Annotated in this window: 7 protein-coding genes; 4 read left to right on the forward strand and 3 right to left on the reverse strand. The window is 47.9% G+C overall.

The genetic code is table 11. The features are described from left to right. The 3 genes from QUA16_RS17980 to ppsA form a co-directional block, all read right to left on the reverse strand. A partial coding sequence (locus QUA16_RS17980) for a DUF4347 domain-containing protein (protein ID WP_333181276.1) occupies positions 1 to 6,105 on the reverse strand: 6,105 nt, incomplete at its 3' end. Between the two features lie 1,390 nt (positions 6,106 to 7,495). Further along, positions 7,496 to 7,816 carry a DUF6464 family protein gene (locus tag QUA16_RS17985; RefSeq protein ID WP_333104773.1) on the reverse strand — a complete coding sequence of 107 codons (321 nt, stop codon included), beginning with the start codon at positions 7,814 to 7,816 and terminating at the stop codon, positions 7,496 to 7,498. A 512-nt stretch (positions 7,817 to 8,328) separates the two neighbouring features. Beyond that, positions 8,329 to 10,806 carry a phosphoenolpyruvate synthase gene (gene ppsA / locus QUA16_RS17990; protein WP_333104774.1) on the reverse strand — a complete coding sequence of 826 codons (2,478 nt, stop codon included), beginning with the start codon at positions 10,804 to 10,806 and terminating at the stop codon, positions 8,329 to 8,331. A 436-nt stretch (positions 10,807 to 11,242) separates the two neighbouring features. Here ppsA and QUA16_RS17995 point away from each other — a divergent pair, with 436 nt between their 5' ends. From QUA16_RS17995 to QUA16_RS18010, 4 genes are all read left to right on the forward strand, one after another. After that, positions 11,243 to 11,470, forward strand: a complete 228-nt coding sequence (locus QUA16_RS17995) for a hypothetical protein (protein WP_333181277.1) — start codon at positions 11,243 to 11,245, stop codon at positions 11,468 to 11,470. 108 nt (positions 11,471 to 11,578) lie between these two features. Continuing rightward, on the forward strand, positions 11,579 to 18,070 hold the full coding sequence (locus tag QUA16_RS18000) for a PAS domain S-box protein (RefSeq protein WP_333104775.1): 6,492 nt from the start codon (positions 11,579 to 11,581) through the stop codon (positions 18,068 to 18,070). A 146-nt stretch (positions 18,071 to 18,216) separates the two neighbouring features. Continuing rightward, on the forward strand, positions 18,217 to 18,375 hold the full coding sequence (locus QUA16_RS18005; RefSeq protein ID WP_333104776.1) for a hypothetical protein: 159 nt from the start codon (positions 18,217 to 18,219) through the stop codon (positions 18,373 to 18,375). A gap of 103 nt (positions 18,376 to 18,478) precedes the next feature. Next, positions 18,479 to 19,684, forward strand: coding sequence for a hybrid sensor histidine kinase/response regulator (locus QUA16_RS18010; RefSeq protein WP_333181279.1), 1,206 nt, complete (start codon positions 18,479 to 18,481; stop codon positions 19,682 to 19,684). The last annotated feature ends 354 nt before the right edge of the window (positions 19,685 to 20,038 follow it).

Below are 20,038 nucleotides of genomic sequence, written 5' to 3' on the forward strand. Positions count from 1 at the left end.
ATCGCCGTACAATGTGTCTCCATTGCGATCGCCAAAAATGCGATCGTTGTCTTTGCCACCAAATACGGCATCGGTTTGTTTGCCGCCGTAAATTAAGTCGTTGCCTTTACCTGCAGCGATGAAGTCTCGCTGTTGTTCGCCGAAAATAGTATCGCTGCCGCCTTCACCTAAAACTGTGTCGTCGCCGCGGAGGGAGAGAAACTGTTGGTTAGTTTCGTTTCCTGTTAAGGAATCGTTTCCAGGAGTGCCGATGCTGGTGTTTTGGATGTCGATGAGTTGTGCGGCGTTTGAGTCGAAGTTGAGTATTGGCGAAGGCTGGGGTTGGATAAATGTTATCGGGGGCACCAAGGGCAAGGGGTCACAACCGCAACCGGTATCGGGTTCGGGTACTGGGTTGAATATAGGGGTTGGTGTTGGTGTTGGTGTTGGTGTTGGTGTTGGTGTTGGTTGCGGGGCTGGGGTTGGTTGCGGGGCTGGTGGTGTTGGTGTTGGTGCTGTTGGTGGTGTTGGTTCGGGCGCGGGTATGGGCGTGGGGGCTGGTTCCGCTGCGGGTGTGGGTGTTGGTTCGGGCGCTGGCGCGGGTATGGGCGTCGGCGCGGGTATGGGCGTGGGGGCTGGTTCCGCTGCGGGTGTGGGTGTTGGTTCGGGCGCTGGCGCGGGTATGGGCGTCGGCGCGGGTATGGGCGTGGGGGCTGGTTCCGCTGCGGGCGCGGGTGTTGGAATTGGTGCCGGTGTTGGTATCGGCGCCGGTGTGGGTGTGGGTGTTGGAATCGGCGCCGGTGTTGGTATCGGCGCCGGTGCCGGTGTTGGAATTGGTGCCGGTGTTGGTATCGGCGCTGGTGTTGGTGTTGTTGGTGTTGGAATTGGTGCCGGTGTTGGTATCGGCGCTGGTGTTGGTGGTGTTGGTATCGGCGCCGGTGTTGGCGCCGGTATCAGTTCCTTAAGGGGAATGAGAGAGACAGTGGCGACTGCCGCACTGCTGACGCCGAGGTTATCTGTAGCGCTGTAGGTGAAATTTGCCCCTATGAAATTGTCAGACGCCTGGAAGAACAACTGCGTCATTTGCTCCGCCGTCAGGGTTTGACCTGCCGTGACCCGCACCCCCTGGCTGGGATCGCCCAAGAACAGCGTGCCTTCATTGGCTGGTGGCAAAGTGTTGATAGTAAAGGAAACCACCGTCCCGTCGGCGTCAGTTCCTCCCAGTCCGGGAATCTTCGCAGTTCTTCCGAGCAACACAGCCAGAAGAGAGTTGTTAGCCACGGGTGGCTCGTCATTAGGAGGTAATAGTGCTAGCAGAGAAGCCGTAGCCGGGGCTCCACTAATCGCGCCGCGGCTGTCTGTCGCGCTGTAGGTAAAATTGGTTTCTGTGAAATTGCCAGACGCTTGGAAAAATAACTGGCTGATTTGAGTTGTGCTAAGTCTTTGGCCGGCCGTCACCCGGATTCCCTGGCTGGGGTCCCCCAAGAACAGGACGCCTTGATTTGCCGCCGGCAGGGTGTTGATAGTGAAGAATTCGATCGAGTCGTCGGGGTCTTTTGCCGTGAGTCCTGTGAGATTGACGGTGCTGTTTGGCGCCAGTGTCTTGCTGAAGTTTGTGGGTACCGGCAGGTAGTTGAACGCCAGCGACACCAGAGAAACGGTGGCGGCAGGACTGCTGCCACCGAGATTGTCGCTGCTGCTGTAGGTAAAGTTAGCCCCTGTGAAATTTCCGACAGACTGGAAGAATAACTGCGTCATTTGCTCGGCCGTCAGGGTTTGACCTGCCGTGACGGCGACTCCCCCGGTTGCGGGGTCGCCCAAGAACAGGATGCCTTGATTTGCCGACGGCAGGGTGCTGATGGTGAATGTAACCACTGTGCCGTCTGAGTCTCTGCCTCCGAGCCCGCCGAGTCGGACAACGCTGTTGGGCGCGATCGCCACATTGCTGCTGTCGGCTGATGGAAGCTTGTTGGGTGTTGGCTGCGCGCTAATGGCAGTGGTGACAGTGGCTCTGGACTCGGAACCGTTGTTATTGCTGGGTTCGGGGTCAAAAGTAGTCGATCGACTCTGGGAAGTATTGCTAATGGTTCCCGTCGCTGGAACGACTACTGTTACCTCGCGGTTGATTTTGCTGCCCCTAGTCAAACTGCGAATAGTTGGGAAGGTGACAACCCCTGTCAGGGGGTCGTAAGTGCCGCCGTCCGATGCGGTGACTCCCGTTAAACCGGGAATGATGCTGTCTGTAATCACTACGTTTTCAGCAGCATTCGGCCCATTGTTGGTGGTAGTTATAGTATAAGTCACGGAACTACCAGCAGGAGCAGATGTGAGACCGCTCTTGGACGTAACCAGGTCGGCGCGGGCTACATCGATCGAGGTAACAACTCGCCCCCCCGCCTCACCAGGCACTGCGACTGTCGAGCCGTCGTTGTTGGTTAAGTCCGGGTCAAAAGTGTCCGATCGACTCAATACAATATTCGTGATACTCGTCAGAGTAGGCGGCGGTACAAAAATCAGGCGGCGGGTGACGCTGCTGCCGCTGGCTAAAGTCGCGATCGCTGGGAACTCGATCGCCCCTGTGGCAGCATTGTAGGTTCCGCCATCGGACACGCTGACATTAGTTAAGCCGGGAATCAGGCTGTCGGTGATGACGACGTTGGTCGCGGGACTGGGGCCTAAGTTGGTAGTAGTGATTGTATAAAGTAGCGTGTCACCCGCGTTGATGGTGGCCGGCGCTGTTTTTTGGGTGACAACATCGGCCACAGCATCGATCGAGGTAACAACTCGCCCCCCCGCCTCACCAGGCACTGCGACTGTCGAGCCGTCGTTGTTGGTTAAGTCCGGGTCAAAAGTGTCCGATCGACTCAATACAATATTCGTGATACTCGTCAGAGTAGGCGGCGGTACAAAGCTGATGGTGCGGCTCTGGTTGCTGCCACTGGCTAAAGTTTCGATCGCTGGGAACTCGATCGCCCCTGTGGCAGCATTGTAGGTTCCGCCATCGGACACGCTGACATTAGTTAAGCCGGGAATCAGGCTGTCGGTGATGACTACGTTGGTCGCGGGACTGGGGCCTAAGTTGGTAGTAGTAATTGTATAAAGTAGCGTGTCGCCCGCGTTGATGGTGGCCGGCGCTGTTTTTTGGGTGATAACATCGGCCACAGCATCGATCGATGTGGTGACGGTGGCGTTGGGGTTTGTACCGTTGTTGTTGGCCGGAGTGGAGTCGGGAGTGATGGAGGTACTTCTGGCCGTGTTGCTGATGGAAGTTAGGGTGGGCGGTACTGTGAAGTCGATCGTCCGCGTCACAGTCTCCGCATTGGCTATTGCCACGGGCGCGAAGGTGACAATGCCCGTCAGTGGATCGTAAACGCCACCGTTAGATGCCGTGACTCCCGTTAACCCCGGAACTATGCTGTCAGTGATGGTTACAGATTCTGCAGGACTCGGCCCTAAGTTGACTGTGGCGATCGTATAGCTGACCGAGCTACCGGCCGTAGCACTCGTAGATCCGGTTTTGGTGGTTGCGAGGTCGGCATTGGGCGCAATACTTGTCGTAACCGTAGAGTTAGTGGGAGTGCCGTCTTTGTTGGTCGCCCGGCCGTTGTTGTTAGTAGCGATCGGATCCAAAGTCCCCGAACTGCTCCGGGCCGTGTTGCTGATAGCAGCAAGCGTGGCTGGGGCAATGAAACTGACAGTGCGGGTCGCAGTAGCCGCATTTGCCAGCACCGTCAGTGCCGGGAAAGTGACAATGCCCGAAACAGAGTCGTAAGTGCCCCCATCCGATACGCTGACTCCTGTTAAACCCGGAATAATGCTGTCCGTGATGGTCACATCGGCAGCGGGGTCTGGCCCCATGTTAGTCGTAGTCAATGTGTAGACGACGCTTGACCCGGCTGAAGTAGTCACAGGGCCACTTTTGGTAGTAACTAAATCCGCCACTGTACCGACAACAGTCGTAGAGACTACACCAGGCCCCTCGATTTGACCGGGCGCGACTACACCGCTGTTGTTGCTGAGGTCGGGGTCGAAAGTCGAGCTAGTGCTGAATGCAACGTTCGCAAAACTGCTACCGCTGGTTAAACCCGACGGCAAATTAATTGTCAGAGTGTAAGTCAGAGTCTCACCCGCATTGAGAACCGGAATTAACGGCCACGTGACAGCCTTCGTTTGGTTCACGTAAGTGCCGTTGTTGGAGGCAGTGAGAACCGGCGGCAATCCGCCCGGAAGCAGCAGTTCAAAAGGTATTTCGTCTTGAATCAGGACATTTGTAGCAGGCGCTGGCCCCTTGTTTACAGTCGTAATCGTGTAGGTAATGCTGCTTCCGGGCTTGACGAACTGCGGGCCACTCTTGATAGTGGCAACCTCTGCGGCGATACTGGGAGGATTGATAGTTTCAACTACCAGGTTTTGAAGTTCGTGAATGTTGTTGGCGCTTCCTGTGGAACTGCCAAAACCAAACTTGAAAATTGGCGGTACTGCGCCGTTGTCGGTTGCCAAGTTGGGGATGTCGATCAATATAGTTTCGTAGATGTCGTCGAAGTTTTTATCGAAGGCAACGGTGAGGCGAGAGGGATTGACCGGATCGTTAGATGGATTCAGCGTAATTTGAACGGATCTTTTGGCTAAATTGCGATCGCTCGTGAACGTATTGCTGAAATTAAAACTGGTGCCGGGAGGGCCGATAAAGTTAATACTCGTAGGAATGTTATCGATGCCGAAAGGAACGATCGCATTTGTTAAAAACTGATAACCCTTTGCTTGATTTCCTCTAACCGTTACTGAATCAGGCCTGAAAGAACCAATAGAAGAACCCGGAATCGCAGGCGGCTCAGGGCCAGAGCGCCCTTCTGTAGACGTTGAAAAATTGCCAAACTCATCAAGCCCAATGCCTAAATAACCTCCCTCAATACCGGGTATACCCGTTCGTGGAGCGTAAGCCACAGAACCGCCATAACCCCCAGTCCTGGTTGGGCTAACAGTGCCGTCAATCAAGAAGAAACCCAGCCCGTCCCCTGGCTGAGGGCCAATATTGGGTTGCGGAGCCTCAAATTGCCCGCTTGAACCGTAAGAATAAAAATCAAACTGAACTCTGAGACCGTCCGTTGAAGGAATAGGGTTGTTGTAGATGACAAAGGCTTCCCGAAGGTTTACTGCAGGAGTTAATCGCAGAGCACCATCGCCGGGACTCGAACCGCCCAAACCCGGAAGCACCCCAGATACCGTGCCTCCCGTAATGCCGGGGATAAGTTGATTGGCTGCTGGAGTCCCGCTGCTCGGATTGAACAGTGCCCCGTTGTTTCCCCCGTAAATCCACGGCCCCCTAACTGTGGAGTTTTTGAAAGTTTCGTTAACTAATGTGCCGAGGGTGTAAGGGTAGGCTTCGAGCACTTCTTTTTCAATGGCGATTCTCGCCTTTATTTCCCCAGTCGCAAATTTTAATTCCCAGTCGCCGCCGAGTGCCGCACTCCCCGTCAAGTTGTCGGAAGCTGCAATATCTGCACCGACGATCAAGCTCAGCCGCCGCACGAAGGCCTCGCCGCTTTCCCCCGCTGCGACGCTGCACCCGAATAACAAGATATCTCCTCTCTCGCTGAGGGCTTTTCCCCACTGCTGTAACAAATGGCTGTAGGTTTCTAGGTTGTCGTTGCAGAGTTCGATCGACCCTAGCTGCACCACAGCTTCTCGACCGTGAGAAACTATCTGAATGCTATCTAAATCCCTGCAAACCGCCAAAATTCTAGTAATTTGCTCGACTCCATCCCGCGTCGAGTCCAGTACAAATACCTCTGTATCGGCTGTTGTTCCTCTTGCCAAGCTGTCGTAGTTCTCTACTCTGCCATCGAGGAACAGCACATTTTTTATAGTCCGAGGGGGCAACCACGGGGGGTTGGCCCCTAAAGTCGATCGCAAAAATTCTCTGTGGGGATGCCCAATTCTCGTGCCACCACGAAGTTTCTGGGACAGGGGCAACCACGGGGGGATTGCCCCTACTGTTTTTACTTGTTTTATTTGTTTTTTCTGATGATAAGTAGCTGTTGTTCGGGACTTTGTGCCAGCAATCCTTGCGGTGGAGTCACATATTTTTGGGGTGATAAAAATTGGTTTGTTGCAGATGCTTTGCATTGTAAAATTGTCTCACGTATTGTAGATGATGTACCCCTTTCTAGATGATTATTATCACCTATTGAAAAGGTTTAATTGCAGAGTAATAGGCTCTGCTGCTTGACTAGAATCAAGAGCAAAAAGCGAATTTTACTCAGCACAAAGCAGTGCTATGTTAATATTGGATAGCATTGCAAGTACCGCCGGCAGTAACGCTGACGATTTAGTGTTTAAATCCCAATAATCTCTCTATCGGGTGATATTTTGCCTTGGGCTTTTTTCTTTCTGTTAGCGAGTGTATCTGTTACACAGCTCTTACATCGCGCAGTAGATAAGAACACGAGTTCTCAACAATTTACTGGATGAGGTTTTCTGTACCTCGTCTAATGCACTTTACTTTGCAGATAAAACTCACTATTTCTAGACGTATAAACCTGGTTTGAGGGACGAAAAGACTTCTTTGCAGCCCTCGCTCCCGGTAAACAACTCGGTTTCTTTGGTTTTGGTGTGCTAGCCCTGTTCACAATAGCAACCACACATTAATTAGGGAGTGATAGCCGTCACATAATTATGCCGACCGTGCCCGAAGTGTCATTCAACTGAGATCTTTTACCATTCTCAATAACCATTCTATGGAGGGTTCTCCTGCCCAGTCCATAAGAAAATTCACTTGTTGTGGAACAGCCCAGAAAGCCTATTCTTGAAAATGGTGCAACATATGAGATTCAATTGAAATCGGCATACCCTGTATCGACGAAGCGTCTTAAAAATTCATGACTTGGAGTCTGGAGATAGCAATCTAGGTTTGAGACTGTTTCGCTACGCTCGCAAAAACAGATTAGTGCCGCCCACAAGCAACTTCTCAAACTGTCCACAAGCGAGTCTTCGAGCTGGTTTCTGTTTAAGATAAATGCTCTGGACAATGTTTCGTGCAGAATTTTTCATGATGTTTTGGAGAAACTGATTTGGAGATTTGCTCCTGTGCTACTTACGATTTTTGTTGGCTAATTTTCTTAACTGCAGGAGTTACGCCCAGGAGACTAGAAACCCAATTTATGCCTAGATTTCTCGCCACCCAACCAAAATTCATCATCTAAACCTGGTTTCTGAGCGTAAGTCGTCAACTAGAAAAACACCGAACGCAATTCCCCTGTTATGCCAAGTGTAACCAAGCAATAATGCTCGATTAGGGTTTAATTGCTGAGTTTGAGCGTGGGTCGTCCAAAACAAGCTTCAACAATAATCATTACACGTAAGTACATATTAACTCATAGATTACTATAGCGGTTCTCAAGCGTGGTGAGGTATGCCCACGGAGGCCACGGAGGCCACGGAGGCCATGAGTACCTCATATGAGAGATCGAAAGGCTATACATCCGCACATATGCGTAGATATTAGCACCAATATAAGCTATATCTTTTCACCACGAACGTCAAGAGTTCTGGCTTGGTAGTACCGACACTCTTGACAGGGCCCCGAAGGATTGACAGCGCAGCGAATGTAATTAGAGCGGGCGTTATACTCGCAAGTGATATCGCCGATCGAATAACCGAGGCTTTGTATGTAAGTGCGATCGGCAGTTGGTACTTGAGTTCGCAGGGATCTATTGGCTACCGCAAGCCGGGCCGCTGCAATTCTGTCGCGGGCTTGGCTTTGGGCAGAGCGCATCACCCACAAAGACACCAGCGACGGAGCTAAACCTATGGAAATAATCAGGAGAGTAGTTAGCACATTTTCAGAGCTTATGTGGAGAATATTTTTTTAAATTTAGGCGATGGCAACAGAAAATCCTTGCCGAAAAGACGGTCTTAAATAAGAAAAGTTCCCGATCGACTCTCAAACTAGGCCGCCCCTGTGTTAACCGTTAGCTGGTGGCTGAGGAGGGCGATCGCTGTTGTCGCCAATGAGGGGTGTTCTGGATAAGTTTGTAGTGAGGAGTTTAGGCATCATCAAATTCTGAGGACTTTAGTCCTCACTACAAACGCGAGAGCGGTTATTTTAGAGATTTAGATATGAGAAACCGGGCTTCGATCAAAAACAACCAAGCCCAAAAATGGTGCAGCTATTGTTTGAAAAACCCGGTTTCTAGTGAGATGTTGCACCATTCTCAATAAGCTTTGTATGGACAGGCTTTCAGGCTTTCCGGCCTGTTCCACAAGAAACTTCACTTTTTGTGGAACAGGCCGGAAAGCCTGTTCCTGAGAATGGTGCAAGATGTGAGTTTCTATCAACAACCAAAACGGTTAAACCTTAGCAATATCTCCCGCTAAATCCATCAACGAACCCGCACCTTCCACCTTAGCAACATCTAACAAAGTCTTCAAAACCGAATCGGGATTCAAACTAATCGAATCAATTCCCAACTCAACCAAGAAACGAGCAAACTCAGGATAATCGCTGGGTGCTTGACCGCAAATCCCAATCTTGCGATCGTACTTCTTGGCGGCTTTAATGGCAATTGCTACCATTCGCTTGACAGCTTCATTCCGTTCGTCAAAAATGTGTGCGACTAAAGCCGAATCCCGGTCTAATCCTAATGTTAACTGAGTTAAATCGTTAGAGCCGATCGAGAATCCGTCAAAAACTTGGGCAAATTCGTCAGCAAATATGACATTGCTCGGCAATTCGCACATCACATACACTTGCAAGCCGTTCTCGCCCTTAACTAAACCGTGTTTTGCCATCTCGGCTAACACTTTTCTGCCTTCCTCTGGGGTGCGGCAAAATGGAATCATCGGAATCACATTTGTCAAGCCCATTTCGTCGCGAACTCGCTTTAATGCTTTGCATTCCAAAGCGTAAGCTTCGCGGTAATTTGGGTCGTAATACCGAGAGGCGCCGCGCCACCCGATCATCGGGTTTTCTTCCTTGGGTTCAAACTGCCGCCCTCCCAAAAGATTAGCATATTCGTTGCTCTTGAAATCGCTCATCCGCACGATAACTGGATTTGGATAAAATGCGGCGGCAATTGTGGCAATTCCGTGGGCTAGTTTGTCGGTGAAGAAATCGGGTTTGTGTTGGTAAAGTGCTGTCAGGTTGGCAATTTCTTCTTTGACTGATTCATCTACCAATTCGTCAAAATGAATCAGTGCCAGCGGGTGTGCTTTAATGTGATTGGCAATGATGAATTCCAACCGCGCTAAGCCTACGCCGTCGCAAGGAATGGCTGATAAACCAAAGGCTTCTTCTGGGTTCCCCACATTCATTAAAATTTTAGTGCGGGTGCGGGGTAAATTCTCGATCGCAGTTTCTTGAATTTCAAAAGGAAGCAAACCGGAATAAACTTTGCCTTCCTCTCCTTCGGAACAAGAAACAGTGATTTCTTGCCCATTTTTCAAGATTTGGGTGGCATCGCCGGTGCCGACAATGGCGGGAATTCCCATTTCTCTGGCGATGATGGCGGCGTGACAAGTGCGGCCGCCGGAATTGGTGACGATCGCACTTGCTTTTTTCATAATCGGTTCCCAATCCGGGTCGGTTTTGTTGGTAACTAAAACTTCTCCTGATTGAAATTCAGCGATTCTGTGAACGTCTAAAATTACGCGGGCTTTGCCTTGTCCGATTGATTCGCCAACAGCGCGTCCTTTTGCTAAAACTGCACTGCTACCTTGCAATTTGTAGTTTCGCAAAACTTTAGCAGACTTTTGAGATTGTACTGTTTCGGGTCGCGCTTGGACAATAAATAATTCGCCCGTATTGCCGTCTTTTGCCCACTCAATGTCCATCGGGGTGTACGTCCCGCGCACTTTAGAGTAGTGTTCTTCGATGACTACTGCCCATTTTGCTAGTTGCAGAATTTCATCATCTTGGATGGCAAATTTATTTTTTTCGGCAGCGATCACGGAGACGTTTTTGGTGTATTTAGAACCGCCAATATCGTACACCATTTTGAGTGTTTTGCTGCCGAGTCGTTTCTCTAAAATTGGGCGAAAACCTTGTTTTAAGGTTGGTTTAAAGACGAAGTATTCGTCGGGGTTGACGGTTCCTTGGACGATGTTTTCGCCTAATCCGTAGGCGGCGGTGACTAATACGGCGTTTTTGAATCCGGTTTCGGTGTCGATGCTGAACATGACGCCGGAGGATGCTAAGTCCGATCGCACCATTTTTTGGACGCCGACTGATAGGGCGACTTCAAAGTGGTCGAAACCCCGCTGTTGGCGGTAGGAAATCGCGCGATCTGTGAATATGGAAGCAAAGCATTTGTGACAGCATTCGAGGACACCAGCGCAAGCTTGGACGTTGAGGTAGGTTTCTTGCTGTCCCGCGAAACTGGCGTCGGGTAAGTCTTCGGCGGTGGCGGAGGAACGCACTGCTACGTCTGTACTGTCGCCGTAGCGATCACACAATTTTTCGTAAGCATCCGCGATCGCCGCTTGGAGTTCTCGCGGAAATGGTGTGTCGAGAATCAGTGCCCGCGCTTGCTTGCCTTTTTGTCGGAGGTTCTGCAGATCTTCTACGTCTAAATCGGCAAAAATTTCGCGCAATTTAGCTTCTAAGCCCGCTGACTGGATGAAGTACCGGTAAGCGTATGCTGTAGTTGCAAATCCGTTGGGAACTCTGACTCCTTGGCCGGTTAACTGTTGAATCATTTCGCCCAAAGAAGCATTTTTACCGCCTACTAACGGGATGTCGGCGATGCCGACTTCATCAAACAACAATACTAAGGCTTTTTCTTTGGGAATTAAACCGGGTTTTTGATCGATTGCTAAATTTTCAATCATTGCTTTTTTCCTCTCAACTTCATCTCAGTTCGGTCAAAGGACAGTAAACAAAAGACAGTTTATTGGGACTTGTAATTTTGTTACCAAAATTCTCGGATTTTTTCTTAGGCTGTATCAACCGAGTGTTCGATTGCCTCTATTTCAATATTATCACTTTTTGGCTAAATAGCAAGACCGGTGGAGATATTTTATTTGATTGCAAAAAGTAAAGAAATTGCAGTAATTAGTTTATATAAGGTATTATAAAAGAAGTGGTAAAAATATAAATAGCGAAGATAGTTCACACCGCTTTTTTGGCGTTGAGCGCTCATTGGTGTGGGGATATGGCTCGGATTGTGTTGGTAGCGGAATCCAAGGGCAACAAAGGGCGGGTTCAGCCGATCGCGCGATCGGCTGAACCCGCCCAAAAACCGATACTTATTTTCCGACAGGAGTCGTGAGTCGCCCAAAATTGGAGATTCTAGTTCCACATCCCCGATTCATCTGTGGACTAAATCTCAAATCTCAAATCTCAAATCGGGTGACAGGGGCGATCGCCCAAAAAACACAAGACCAAGCAGCTTGGTTTCCTCAAGCAACCGAGCTCCTCAAAATCGTAAAAGTTTTACCTCTGATTGCGTCGATCTATTTAGAGTACAAACCCAGTCGATGTAGAGCATTATAATTGTTGAACCAGAATTTTTTTTACTTGGGTGAGGGGTATTTTTGGGCATTCAATTATTTATATGTTATAATAACTAGCTCGACTGCCTTATGATAAATAACAAGGTATATGATATCAGTTTTGAGCCCAACCGCAAAGCGAAACGGTTTTAAAGTTCTCCTGGTGGAAGACAATCAAGCCGAAGCCGATCTAATCGAAGAATTATTATTAGAAACAAATGTCAGCCGAGCCGAGCCTCAAAGGCTGTCAGTAAGTTGTACAGACTGTCTCAGCAAAGCGCAGGAACTTTTGGTAGGCGAAAAGTTTGATGTGATTTTACTAGATCTTTCCCTGCCCGACAGCCAAGACTTAAATACAATTGTCAAAATACAAGAATATAGCCTGAATACTCCGATTGTAGTCCTGACTGCCCGCAACGATGAAGAGCTTGCCGTGCAGTCAATCCAAGCCGGAGCTCAAGATTATCTAGTCAAGCGAAAAATCGACAGCGAAGTGTTAATTAGATCGCTTCGCTACGCAGTCGAGCGACAGCAGAACCAAGAAGCTTTACGAAAAAGCGAAGAAAAATATCGCTCGGTAGTGGAGAATTCTCTAGTGGGAATTGCCATTCTTGCTCCTCCGATCTCCCCCTCAGCACCAGAAAAATGCGAGTGGTTGGAAGTGAACGATGCTTTGTGCGATTTGCTGGGATACGATCGCCAAGATTTTTTGCATGAGAATTGGGAGAGGTGGGGTTTTCCTGAAGACTTGCAGGCGAGTTTAGAGCAGTTAAATAAAATTTTGGCAGGGGAGAGTGAAGGGTATGTTTTAGACCAGAGGTGGCGCAAAAAAGACGGAAAAACAGTTTATACTAGAGTTTCCATGCGCTGTATTCGCGCCCTCGACGGCTCGATCGACCACCTGATTAAAGTAGTCTTAGACGTGAGCGATCGCTACCGTTACGAAGCTCAATTAAAAGCATCAGAAGAGTTTTTAAATCACACGATTAATTCTACTCCTGACCCGATTTTTGTCAAAGATGAGCAGCACAAATGGATCGTATTAAACGATGCTTTTTGCAATTTGATAGGAAAAAGGCGCTCGGAACTGATTGGCAAGTCAGGATACGATTTTTTCCCCCCAGCACAAGCGGCTTTTTTTTGGCAACAAGACGAGGAAGTATTGCAAAGAAGTCTTTCTCAGGAAACAGAAGAAATTTTTACCGATGGCGACGGTCAAGAACGCATTATATCTACTAAAAAAACAGTATTTAACAACGCCGATGGTCGTAAAATGTTGGTCGGAACAATGCGAGATGTGACCGAATACAAACGCCAGCAAATTGCGTTGCAGGAAAGCGAAGCTCGATTTCAAATCATGACCGACAACGTGCCGGGAATGATTTATCAATATCGGCTTTATGTAGATGGTAAAACATCTTTTACTTACGTTTCTTCTGGCAGTTGGCAGATATACAATTTAAAGCCAGAAGAAATAGAAGAAAATGCCAGTTTGGCTTTTGCAACAGTTCACCCAGACGACATCTCAGACTTGCAGCGATCGATCGCAACTTCAGCGGCGACTCAGCAAGCTTGGCAACACCAGTGGCGGCAAGTTATGGGAGATCGAGTGAAATGGCTGCAAGGCGCGTCGAAGCCCGAAAAGTACCCCAACGGCGATATAGTTTGGGACGGTTTGGTGATGGATGTTACCGAATTGAAACAAACCCAGCAAGACCGCGATCGATTTTTTAATCTCTCGCTGGATTTACTTTGCATAGCAGGTTTTGATGGCTATTTCAAACGCTTAAACCCCGCTTGGTCAAATGTATTGGGTTATAGCAGTGATGAAATCTTAGCCAAACCTTTGATAGAATTCGTGCATCCACAAGACCTAGAAATTACTGTAGCGGAATTAGAAAAACTTAAAAAAAGCCACCCAGTTATTAGCTTAGAAAACCGCTATCTTTGCCAAGATGGTACTTATAAATGGCTGTCGTGGACAGCATCGCCGTATGCAGAAGAAGGTTTGATTTATGCAGTGGCTCGCGACATTACATTTAGCAAGCAAGCTGAAGCTGAATTGCGTAAGAGCGTAGCCACCAACCGCGCTCTTTTAAATGCGATACCAGACATGATATTTCGCTGTCGGGCAGACGGCACTTTTGTAGACTTCAAACCTGCCAAAGATTTCGAGAATATTCTACCACAAAAAGCACTCATCGGCAAAAAAGCACAAGACATATTACCGGCTGCTTTTGCTGAAAAAATTTTGTCTGATCATCAACAAGCGATCGACACTGGCGAGATTCAAGTCGTAGAATATCAAATGCCAGTTAATGGTGAACTGTACGATTTTGAAGCGAGAATTGTCTTCTGCACGGAGGACGAAATTATCGCGATCGTCCGCGACATCACTCAACGCAAACGATCCGAGTCAGTCCTCCACAGGCAAGCAGCAGCAATGGCCCAAGCTTCCGAAGGTATCGCCATATTCAGTGCCGACCATGAGGTGATTTATTGCAACGCAGCACGACTAAAAATCTACGGTTACGACTCTCTAGAAGAAATCTTAGATAAAAGTTGGAAAATGTTCTACCAAGGTGCAGAACTGCAAAGATTCGAGCAAGAAGTCCTGCCGACTTTAGTGAAGAAAGGTTCTTACAGCACCGAAGCAGTAGGATGCCGTCGCGACCGCTCGGAAGTTCCTCTAGATGTATCGCTGACAATGCTGCCCGACGGGGAAATCATTTGCATTGTTCGCGATATTTCCCAAAGAAAAAAAACAGAAGCAGCACTGCAGGAAAGCCAGCGGTTCGCTCAGCAAATTGCTGGGGCCAGTCCTAATATTTTGTATGTTTGTGACTTAATTGAAAAAAAAAATATCTATGGGAACGCTTCTATCTACCACATTCTTGGCTATACAGTAGAGGAGATTCAGGCAATGGGGCCGTGGATGATGTCAACTTTAATCCACCCCGAAGATTCAATCAAAATGCCTGATTATTTACAGCAAGTTGAAACAGGCAGCGAAGGGGATATCTTTGAAATTGAATACAGAATTAGGCACAAGGATGGTTCTTGGCGCTGGATGGTTAGCCGAGATACTGTATTTGCGAAAACAGCAGACGGTAAGTTAAAACAAATTCTCGGCACGGCCACTGATATTACAGAAAGCAAGCAAGCAGAAGATGAAATAAAGCTGTTGCTGGCAGCAACTCAAGCCATTAGTCAGTCTGCAGATTTTCAGAGCGCCCTCCCAGATATTTTGCGGTTGCTGTGCAATGCGATCGGCTGGAATTTTGCAGAAGCTTGGATACCGAGTGCTAACGGTACTTTTTTGGAACACAGCGAAACTTGGTACGCTAGCGATCGCGATTTAGATACGTTCGGCCGCGAAAGTAAAAAAATTAGATTCGCCGCCGGAGTAGCAGTACCTGGACGGATTTGGTCAAGCAGAAATGTAGAATGGATTGAAGATATTTCTCTAGCCAAGAATCATCTTTTTGCCCGATCGCAAATGGCGAAATCAGTCGGATTGAAAGCTTGTTTCGGAGTGCCAATTCACGCTAGCTCAAAGGTGCTGGCAGTTTTAGTATTCTGCAAGCGCGATCGCTCGATTATGGAACCGCGTATAGTAGAGTTGGTCAAGGCTGTAGCGACTCAGTTGGGCGATCATATTCAGCGCAAACAAGCCGAAGAAGAACTGCGTAAAAGTGAAGAACGCTGGCAGTTAGTTCTCAAAGGCAATCAAGACGGGATTTGGGATCTGAATCTTCAAACCAATGAAGCTTTTCGATCGGCCCGCTGGCAAGAAATTATCGGTTACGCAGACGGCGAAATCGACAGCACCAACACCGCATGGATCGAGCGCATCCATCCAGAGGATCGCTCACGAGTCCAAGCAGCGATCCAAGGTTATCTCGATCGCCAAACTCCCAATTACGCCGCCGAATACCGCTTGCAGTGCAAAGACGGTAGCTATAAGTGGGTGCTCGCCCGCGCTCAAGCAGTGTGGGACGAAGCCGGAAACCCTCTGCGGATGGTGGGTTCGATGACGGATATTAGCGATCGCAAAGCAGCAGAATTAGCTTTACTGCAGGTCACTCAAGCCGTCGAAAGTACCAGCGATGCGATCGTGATCGCCGACTTGAAAGGGCGGTCTATTTACCACAATCAAGCCTTCATTCAGCGCTACGGCTACACGGTGGAAGAACTCAATGATATTGGCGATATTACCGCGCTTTATGTCCGGCATAAAAATTACAAACAAATCTATAAAAGCCTTCGCCAAGGTCACTCTTGGTGTGGCGAAGTTTCACTGCAAACTAAGAGTTGCGAAGCAGTTACTGCTCTGGTGCGAGCCGACAGTATTCAAGATATTCATGGTAATTCCATCGGCTTAATTGGAGTCATTACCGACATCACGAAACGCAAAGAATCCGAGCTAATTTTACGACTGAAATTAAAGCGGGAACAGTTGGCCGTAGCTATGCTGGAACGCATTAGATCTTCTCTCAATCTTGAAAAAATTCTCACCAAAAGTGTCGAAGAAGTGCGGCAGTTTTTGCAAGTAGACCGCACTATTATTTACCAATTTAATCCTGATTGGAGCGGGTTTATCGCTGTCGAGTCGGTTGCCGAAAATTGCCGACCAATTGTAGGAATGGAAATTTATGACCCCTGTTTTGGGGCAGCCTACGTTCCTCTTTACCAAGACGGTAGAATTAGAGCCATAGAAGATGTTCACAATGCCGGCCTGGCCGAGTGCCACTTGGGTTTGTTGACTCGGCTCGATGTGAGAGCGAATCTGGTAGTGCCGATTTTGCAAGGCGAAAACTTGTGGGGACTGTTAATTGCTCACCACTGCACGGGCCCGCGTCCCTGGCAGCAATTGGAGGGAGAGTGCCTAAAACAATTGGGGGTGCAGTTGGCGATCGCCATTCAGCAATCGATGCTATTTGAACAAGCACAAACCGAAATTGCCGATCGCAAACAAGCAGAAGCCGCCCTGCAATTAGCTAAAGAAGCCGCCGAATCCGCCAACCGGGCTAAAAGCGACTTTCTCGCCAACATGAGCCACGAATTGCGGACGCCTTTGAATGGGATTTTGGGATACATTCAACTGCTCAAAGTCGATAAAAACTTTACCGCCGATCAGCAGGAAAGTCTTAACAACATTCACCAGTGTGGCAACCACCTGCTGATGCTGATTAATGACGTTTTAGACCTCTCAAAAATCGAAGCTAGTAAAATGGAACTGTCACGAACAAACGTGCATTTTTCCAGTTTTGTGAAAAGTATTATTGATTTGTTCCAGATGCGCTCTGCTCAAAAAGGAATTGCTTTTAATTACGAGCAGGTTTCAGCCCTGCCAGACGGCATTTGGGCCGACGAAAAAAGGTTGCGTCAAGTTTTGATTAATTTGCTCAGTAATGCCGTTAAGTTTACGAACAGCGGCAGCGTTACCTTCAAAGTCGGTTATGCAGAAAATTTCCCCGATAATTATCCTCAAACCAACTGCGAAAATTCTAGTTTGACAGCGGAAATTGCCACTCAAACAATCAATTTGGCCGGGAATATAGACGCGCAGCAAATGTCGAACCCGCCGCTAGGAACAACAGAGGCGCGCGAGGTGACAACAGACAATACCGGCGATCGTACCCCTACCCCTAAAATTCGCTTTCAAATCGAAGATACCGGCATTGGCATCGGGCAGAATAAATTAGAAGAAATATTTTTGCCTTTTCATCAAGTGGGCGATCATAAAAATTTCGTCGAAGGTACCGGACTGGGACTTTCCATCAGCCAAAAATTAGTCAAAATGATGGGCAGCCAAATTCGCGTCCAAAGTACCTCCGGCAAAGGCAGCATATTTTGGTTGGATCTAGACTTGCCAGCAGTCGCCCAGTGTTCGGAACTCCCCTCCCGGCAAGAAAAAAGGCGGCTTGTAGGTTTTATCGGCCCCCAGCGGAAAGTGCTAATAGTTGACGATCACGAAGTAAATCGCGCCATGTTGCACAGGCTACTTGTTCATTTGGGCTTTGAAATTGCACAGGCCACAGACGGCGAAGACTGCTTGCACAAAGCACAGGAATTTCTACCGGATCTAATTTTAATGGATTTGCTGATGCCGGTAATGGACGGTTGGGAAGCTACCAGGCGGCTGCGACAGTTGCCGGAATTAAAAGATACGGTTATCCTTGCTTTATCCGCTAACGTTTACGAGACTAGCAGGCAACAGAGCATACTAGCAGGTTGCGATAATTTTCTCACCAAGCCGATTCAAACTAATGAGCTTTTAGAATTATTGCGCCTGCACTTGAGACTAGAATGGGTTTACGAAGAACGAGTGCAAACCAAAAAGCGGACAGATCAAACGGCAAAAGCATCTTCTGAGATTGCTGCTGCTGACTCAACGATGGTGTCTCCTGCCTCAGAGTCAGTCTTGGCGTTGTTAAGATTGGCTGCAATGGGCGATATTGAAGCTATTCTGGAAGAAACTGCTAAACTCGAACATTCTGACCCGACATTAGTGCCTTTCGTTCATCACCTGCGCCAACTTGCTAAAGGATTTCAGCTCAAGCAAATTCGAGATTTTTTGAAGCAACATTTGTCATAAAATTGACGGTAGCTAACAGACCACTCAAAATCAGTTAAATCTCGCGCCCTGAGTACCATTCTCAATCAGGGGTTCTGGCCTCCCGCGAAGCGACAACTTAATCTGCTTGGGCGGCCCGGACTCGCAGCCGGCTCCTGAAAGGGTTATTGCAAATAGAAGCATCTAGGAAGCAACCGGGTTTGGAGCATCTCAATGACAGCAGCCAAGCTAAAAATTGGAGTTGTGAGGCTCTCTTGCGGCGGGGCAGGAGGCAGGAGGGAAGAGGAAGAAGGAAGGAGCCAGAAGAAGTGTTTTTACAAATATGAGATGCTCCCACCGGGTTTCTAGATCCGCCAAAAATTCATTGAATCCGATTTAACGTCACAACCCACAACTCAAAAATCCAAAATTTGAATGTTTCCATTGAATATGAACGATAAGAATTCCGAAAGAAGTATCATACTAATTGTCGATGACAACCAAACAAATCTTGACGTACTTTTCGAGTTGTTAAGGAATTACGGGTTTAAAGTATTAGTGGCTCTAGACGGCGAAAGTGCGATCGAGCAAATTGACTACATCCATCCAGACTTGATTCTTTTGGATATCATGATGCCAGGAATTGACGGTTTTGAAACTTGCCGACGTTTGAAAGCAGACCCGTCAACGCAAGATATTCCCATCATCTTCATGAGCGCCCTTTCCGATACGCCTGATAAAGTAAAAGGCTTTCAGACAGGAGCCGTTGACTACATCACTAAGCCTTTCCAGCACGAAGAAGTTTTGAGCCGGATTCAAACCCACTTGACAATCCGCAGCTTGCAAAAAAAACTCGAAGAAAAAAACCTCGAACTTGCCCACCTCAACCAAAACCTGGAAAAACTTGTTGAACAAAAAACCAAGCAATTAATAAACCAGGAAAAAACAGCCATCATCGGACGTTTGACTCAGGGCATGGTTCACAACCTCAAAAGTCCCCTGCAAGTGATCCAGACAAGCGTCGATTTGATTGAAACAAAAGCCACACAAATTCAAGACGACTCTCTGTTTAATTATACTAAGTATATTTTCCAAGCTGTCACAAAAATCAATCTGATCATGGATACTCTGATGATGAAAAGCCGAAACGAGCAAAAGCAAGATTTGCACCCGGTGAATATCAACGATTTAGTCCAGAGAGAAATTCAGCTATTGGAAGGCAACCTGTATTTTAAAAATAAGATTAGAAAAAAATACTTTTATGACGAAGAAATTCCCAGCATTCCATTAATTTATTCCTATCTTTCTCAAGTATTTTATAATTTAATCAATAATGCAATGGATGCTATGTGGGCCAAGAAAAGCAGAGAAATAACTATCGTGACTCGGCAAGACGACTCGAACATATACATGGATATTGCAGATACGGGATGCGGCATAGCATCTGAAGATGTGTCAAAACTTTTTGACCCTTTTTACACATCAAAGCCACCTAAAGGGGAGGAAAAGACCGAAGGAGAACCGACAGGAACGGGCCTAGGACTTTATACTTGTATTGAACTTTTAAAACCTTTTAACGGTGAAATTGCTATTAGCAGCAATGTGGGTCAAGGCAGCGTGTTTACAGTTGTGCTGCCAAAACCGCAGAAAAATTGAGCGACTCAACTGAGTTAAATTGTGTCCGGTTAGACAACCCTAATTAAGTTGGTAATTAGGTTGGTAGCAAGGAATGCAAGTCTTGGTTACTCGATCGAGAGAGGACTTGCATTGCTCAATACAAACAGGCGCTAATTGCGGGCAATTAACCGGATCCTATCTCAGAGCATATCTTGTAAATCAACGGTAACTTTCGTAGCTTAGTAGTAATATAGCAATCCTTGCAGGAGTCGTAAACTTTTCACCTCACCCCAACCCTCCCCGAAGCCGCGGGGAGGGAGTAAGAAATTCACAAATGATTGAGGATTGCTATACCATTTTAAAAAAATAAGGCAACTTTAGGCAAGCTTTAAA

It is taken from the genome of Microcoleus sp. S13_C3 (genome assembly GCF_036700905.1).
Lineage (GTDB): Bacteria > Cyanobacteriota > Cyanobacteriia > Cyanobacteriales > Microcoleaceae > Microcoleus.

Bases quoted from the DNA above. Each gene is read 5' to 3' on its own strand.
- ppsA (WP_333104774.1), bottom strand. From the start codon at position 10,806: ATGATTGAAAATTTAGCAATCGATCAAAAACCCGGTTTAATTCCCAAA.
- QUA16_RS18000 (WP_333104775.1), top strand. From the start codon at position 11,579: ATGATATCAGTTTTGAGCCCAACCGCAAAGCGAAACGGTTTTAAAGTT.
- QUA16_RS18010 (WP_333181279.1), top strand. From the start codon at position 18,479: ATGAACGATAAGAATTCCGAAAGAAGTATCATACTAATTGTCGATGAC.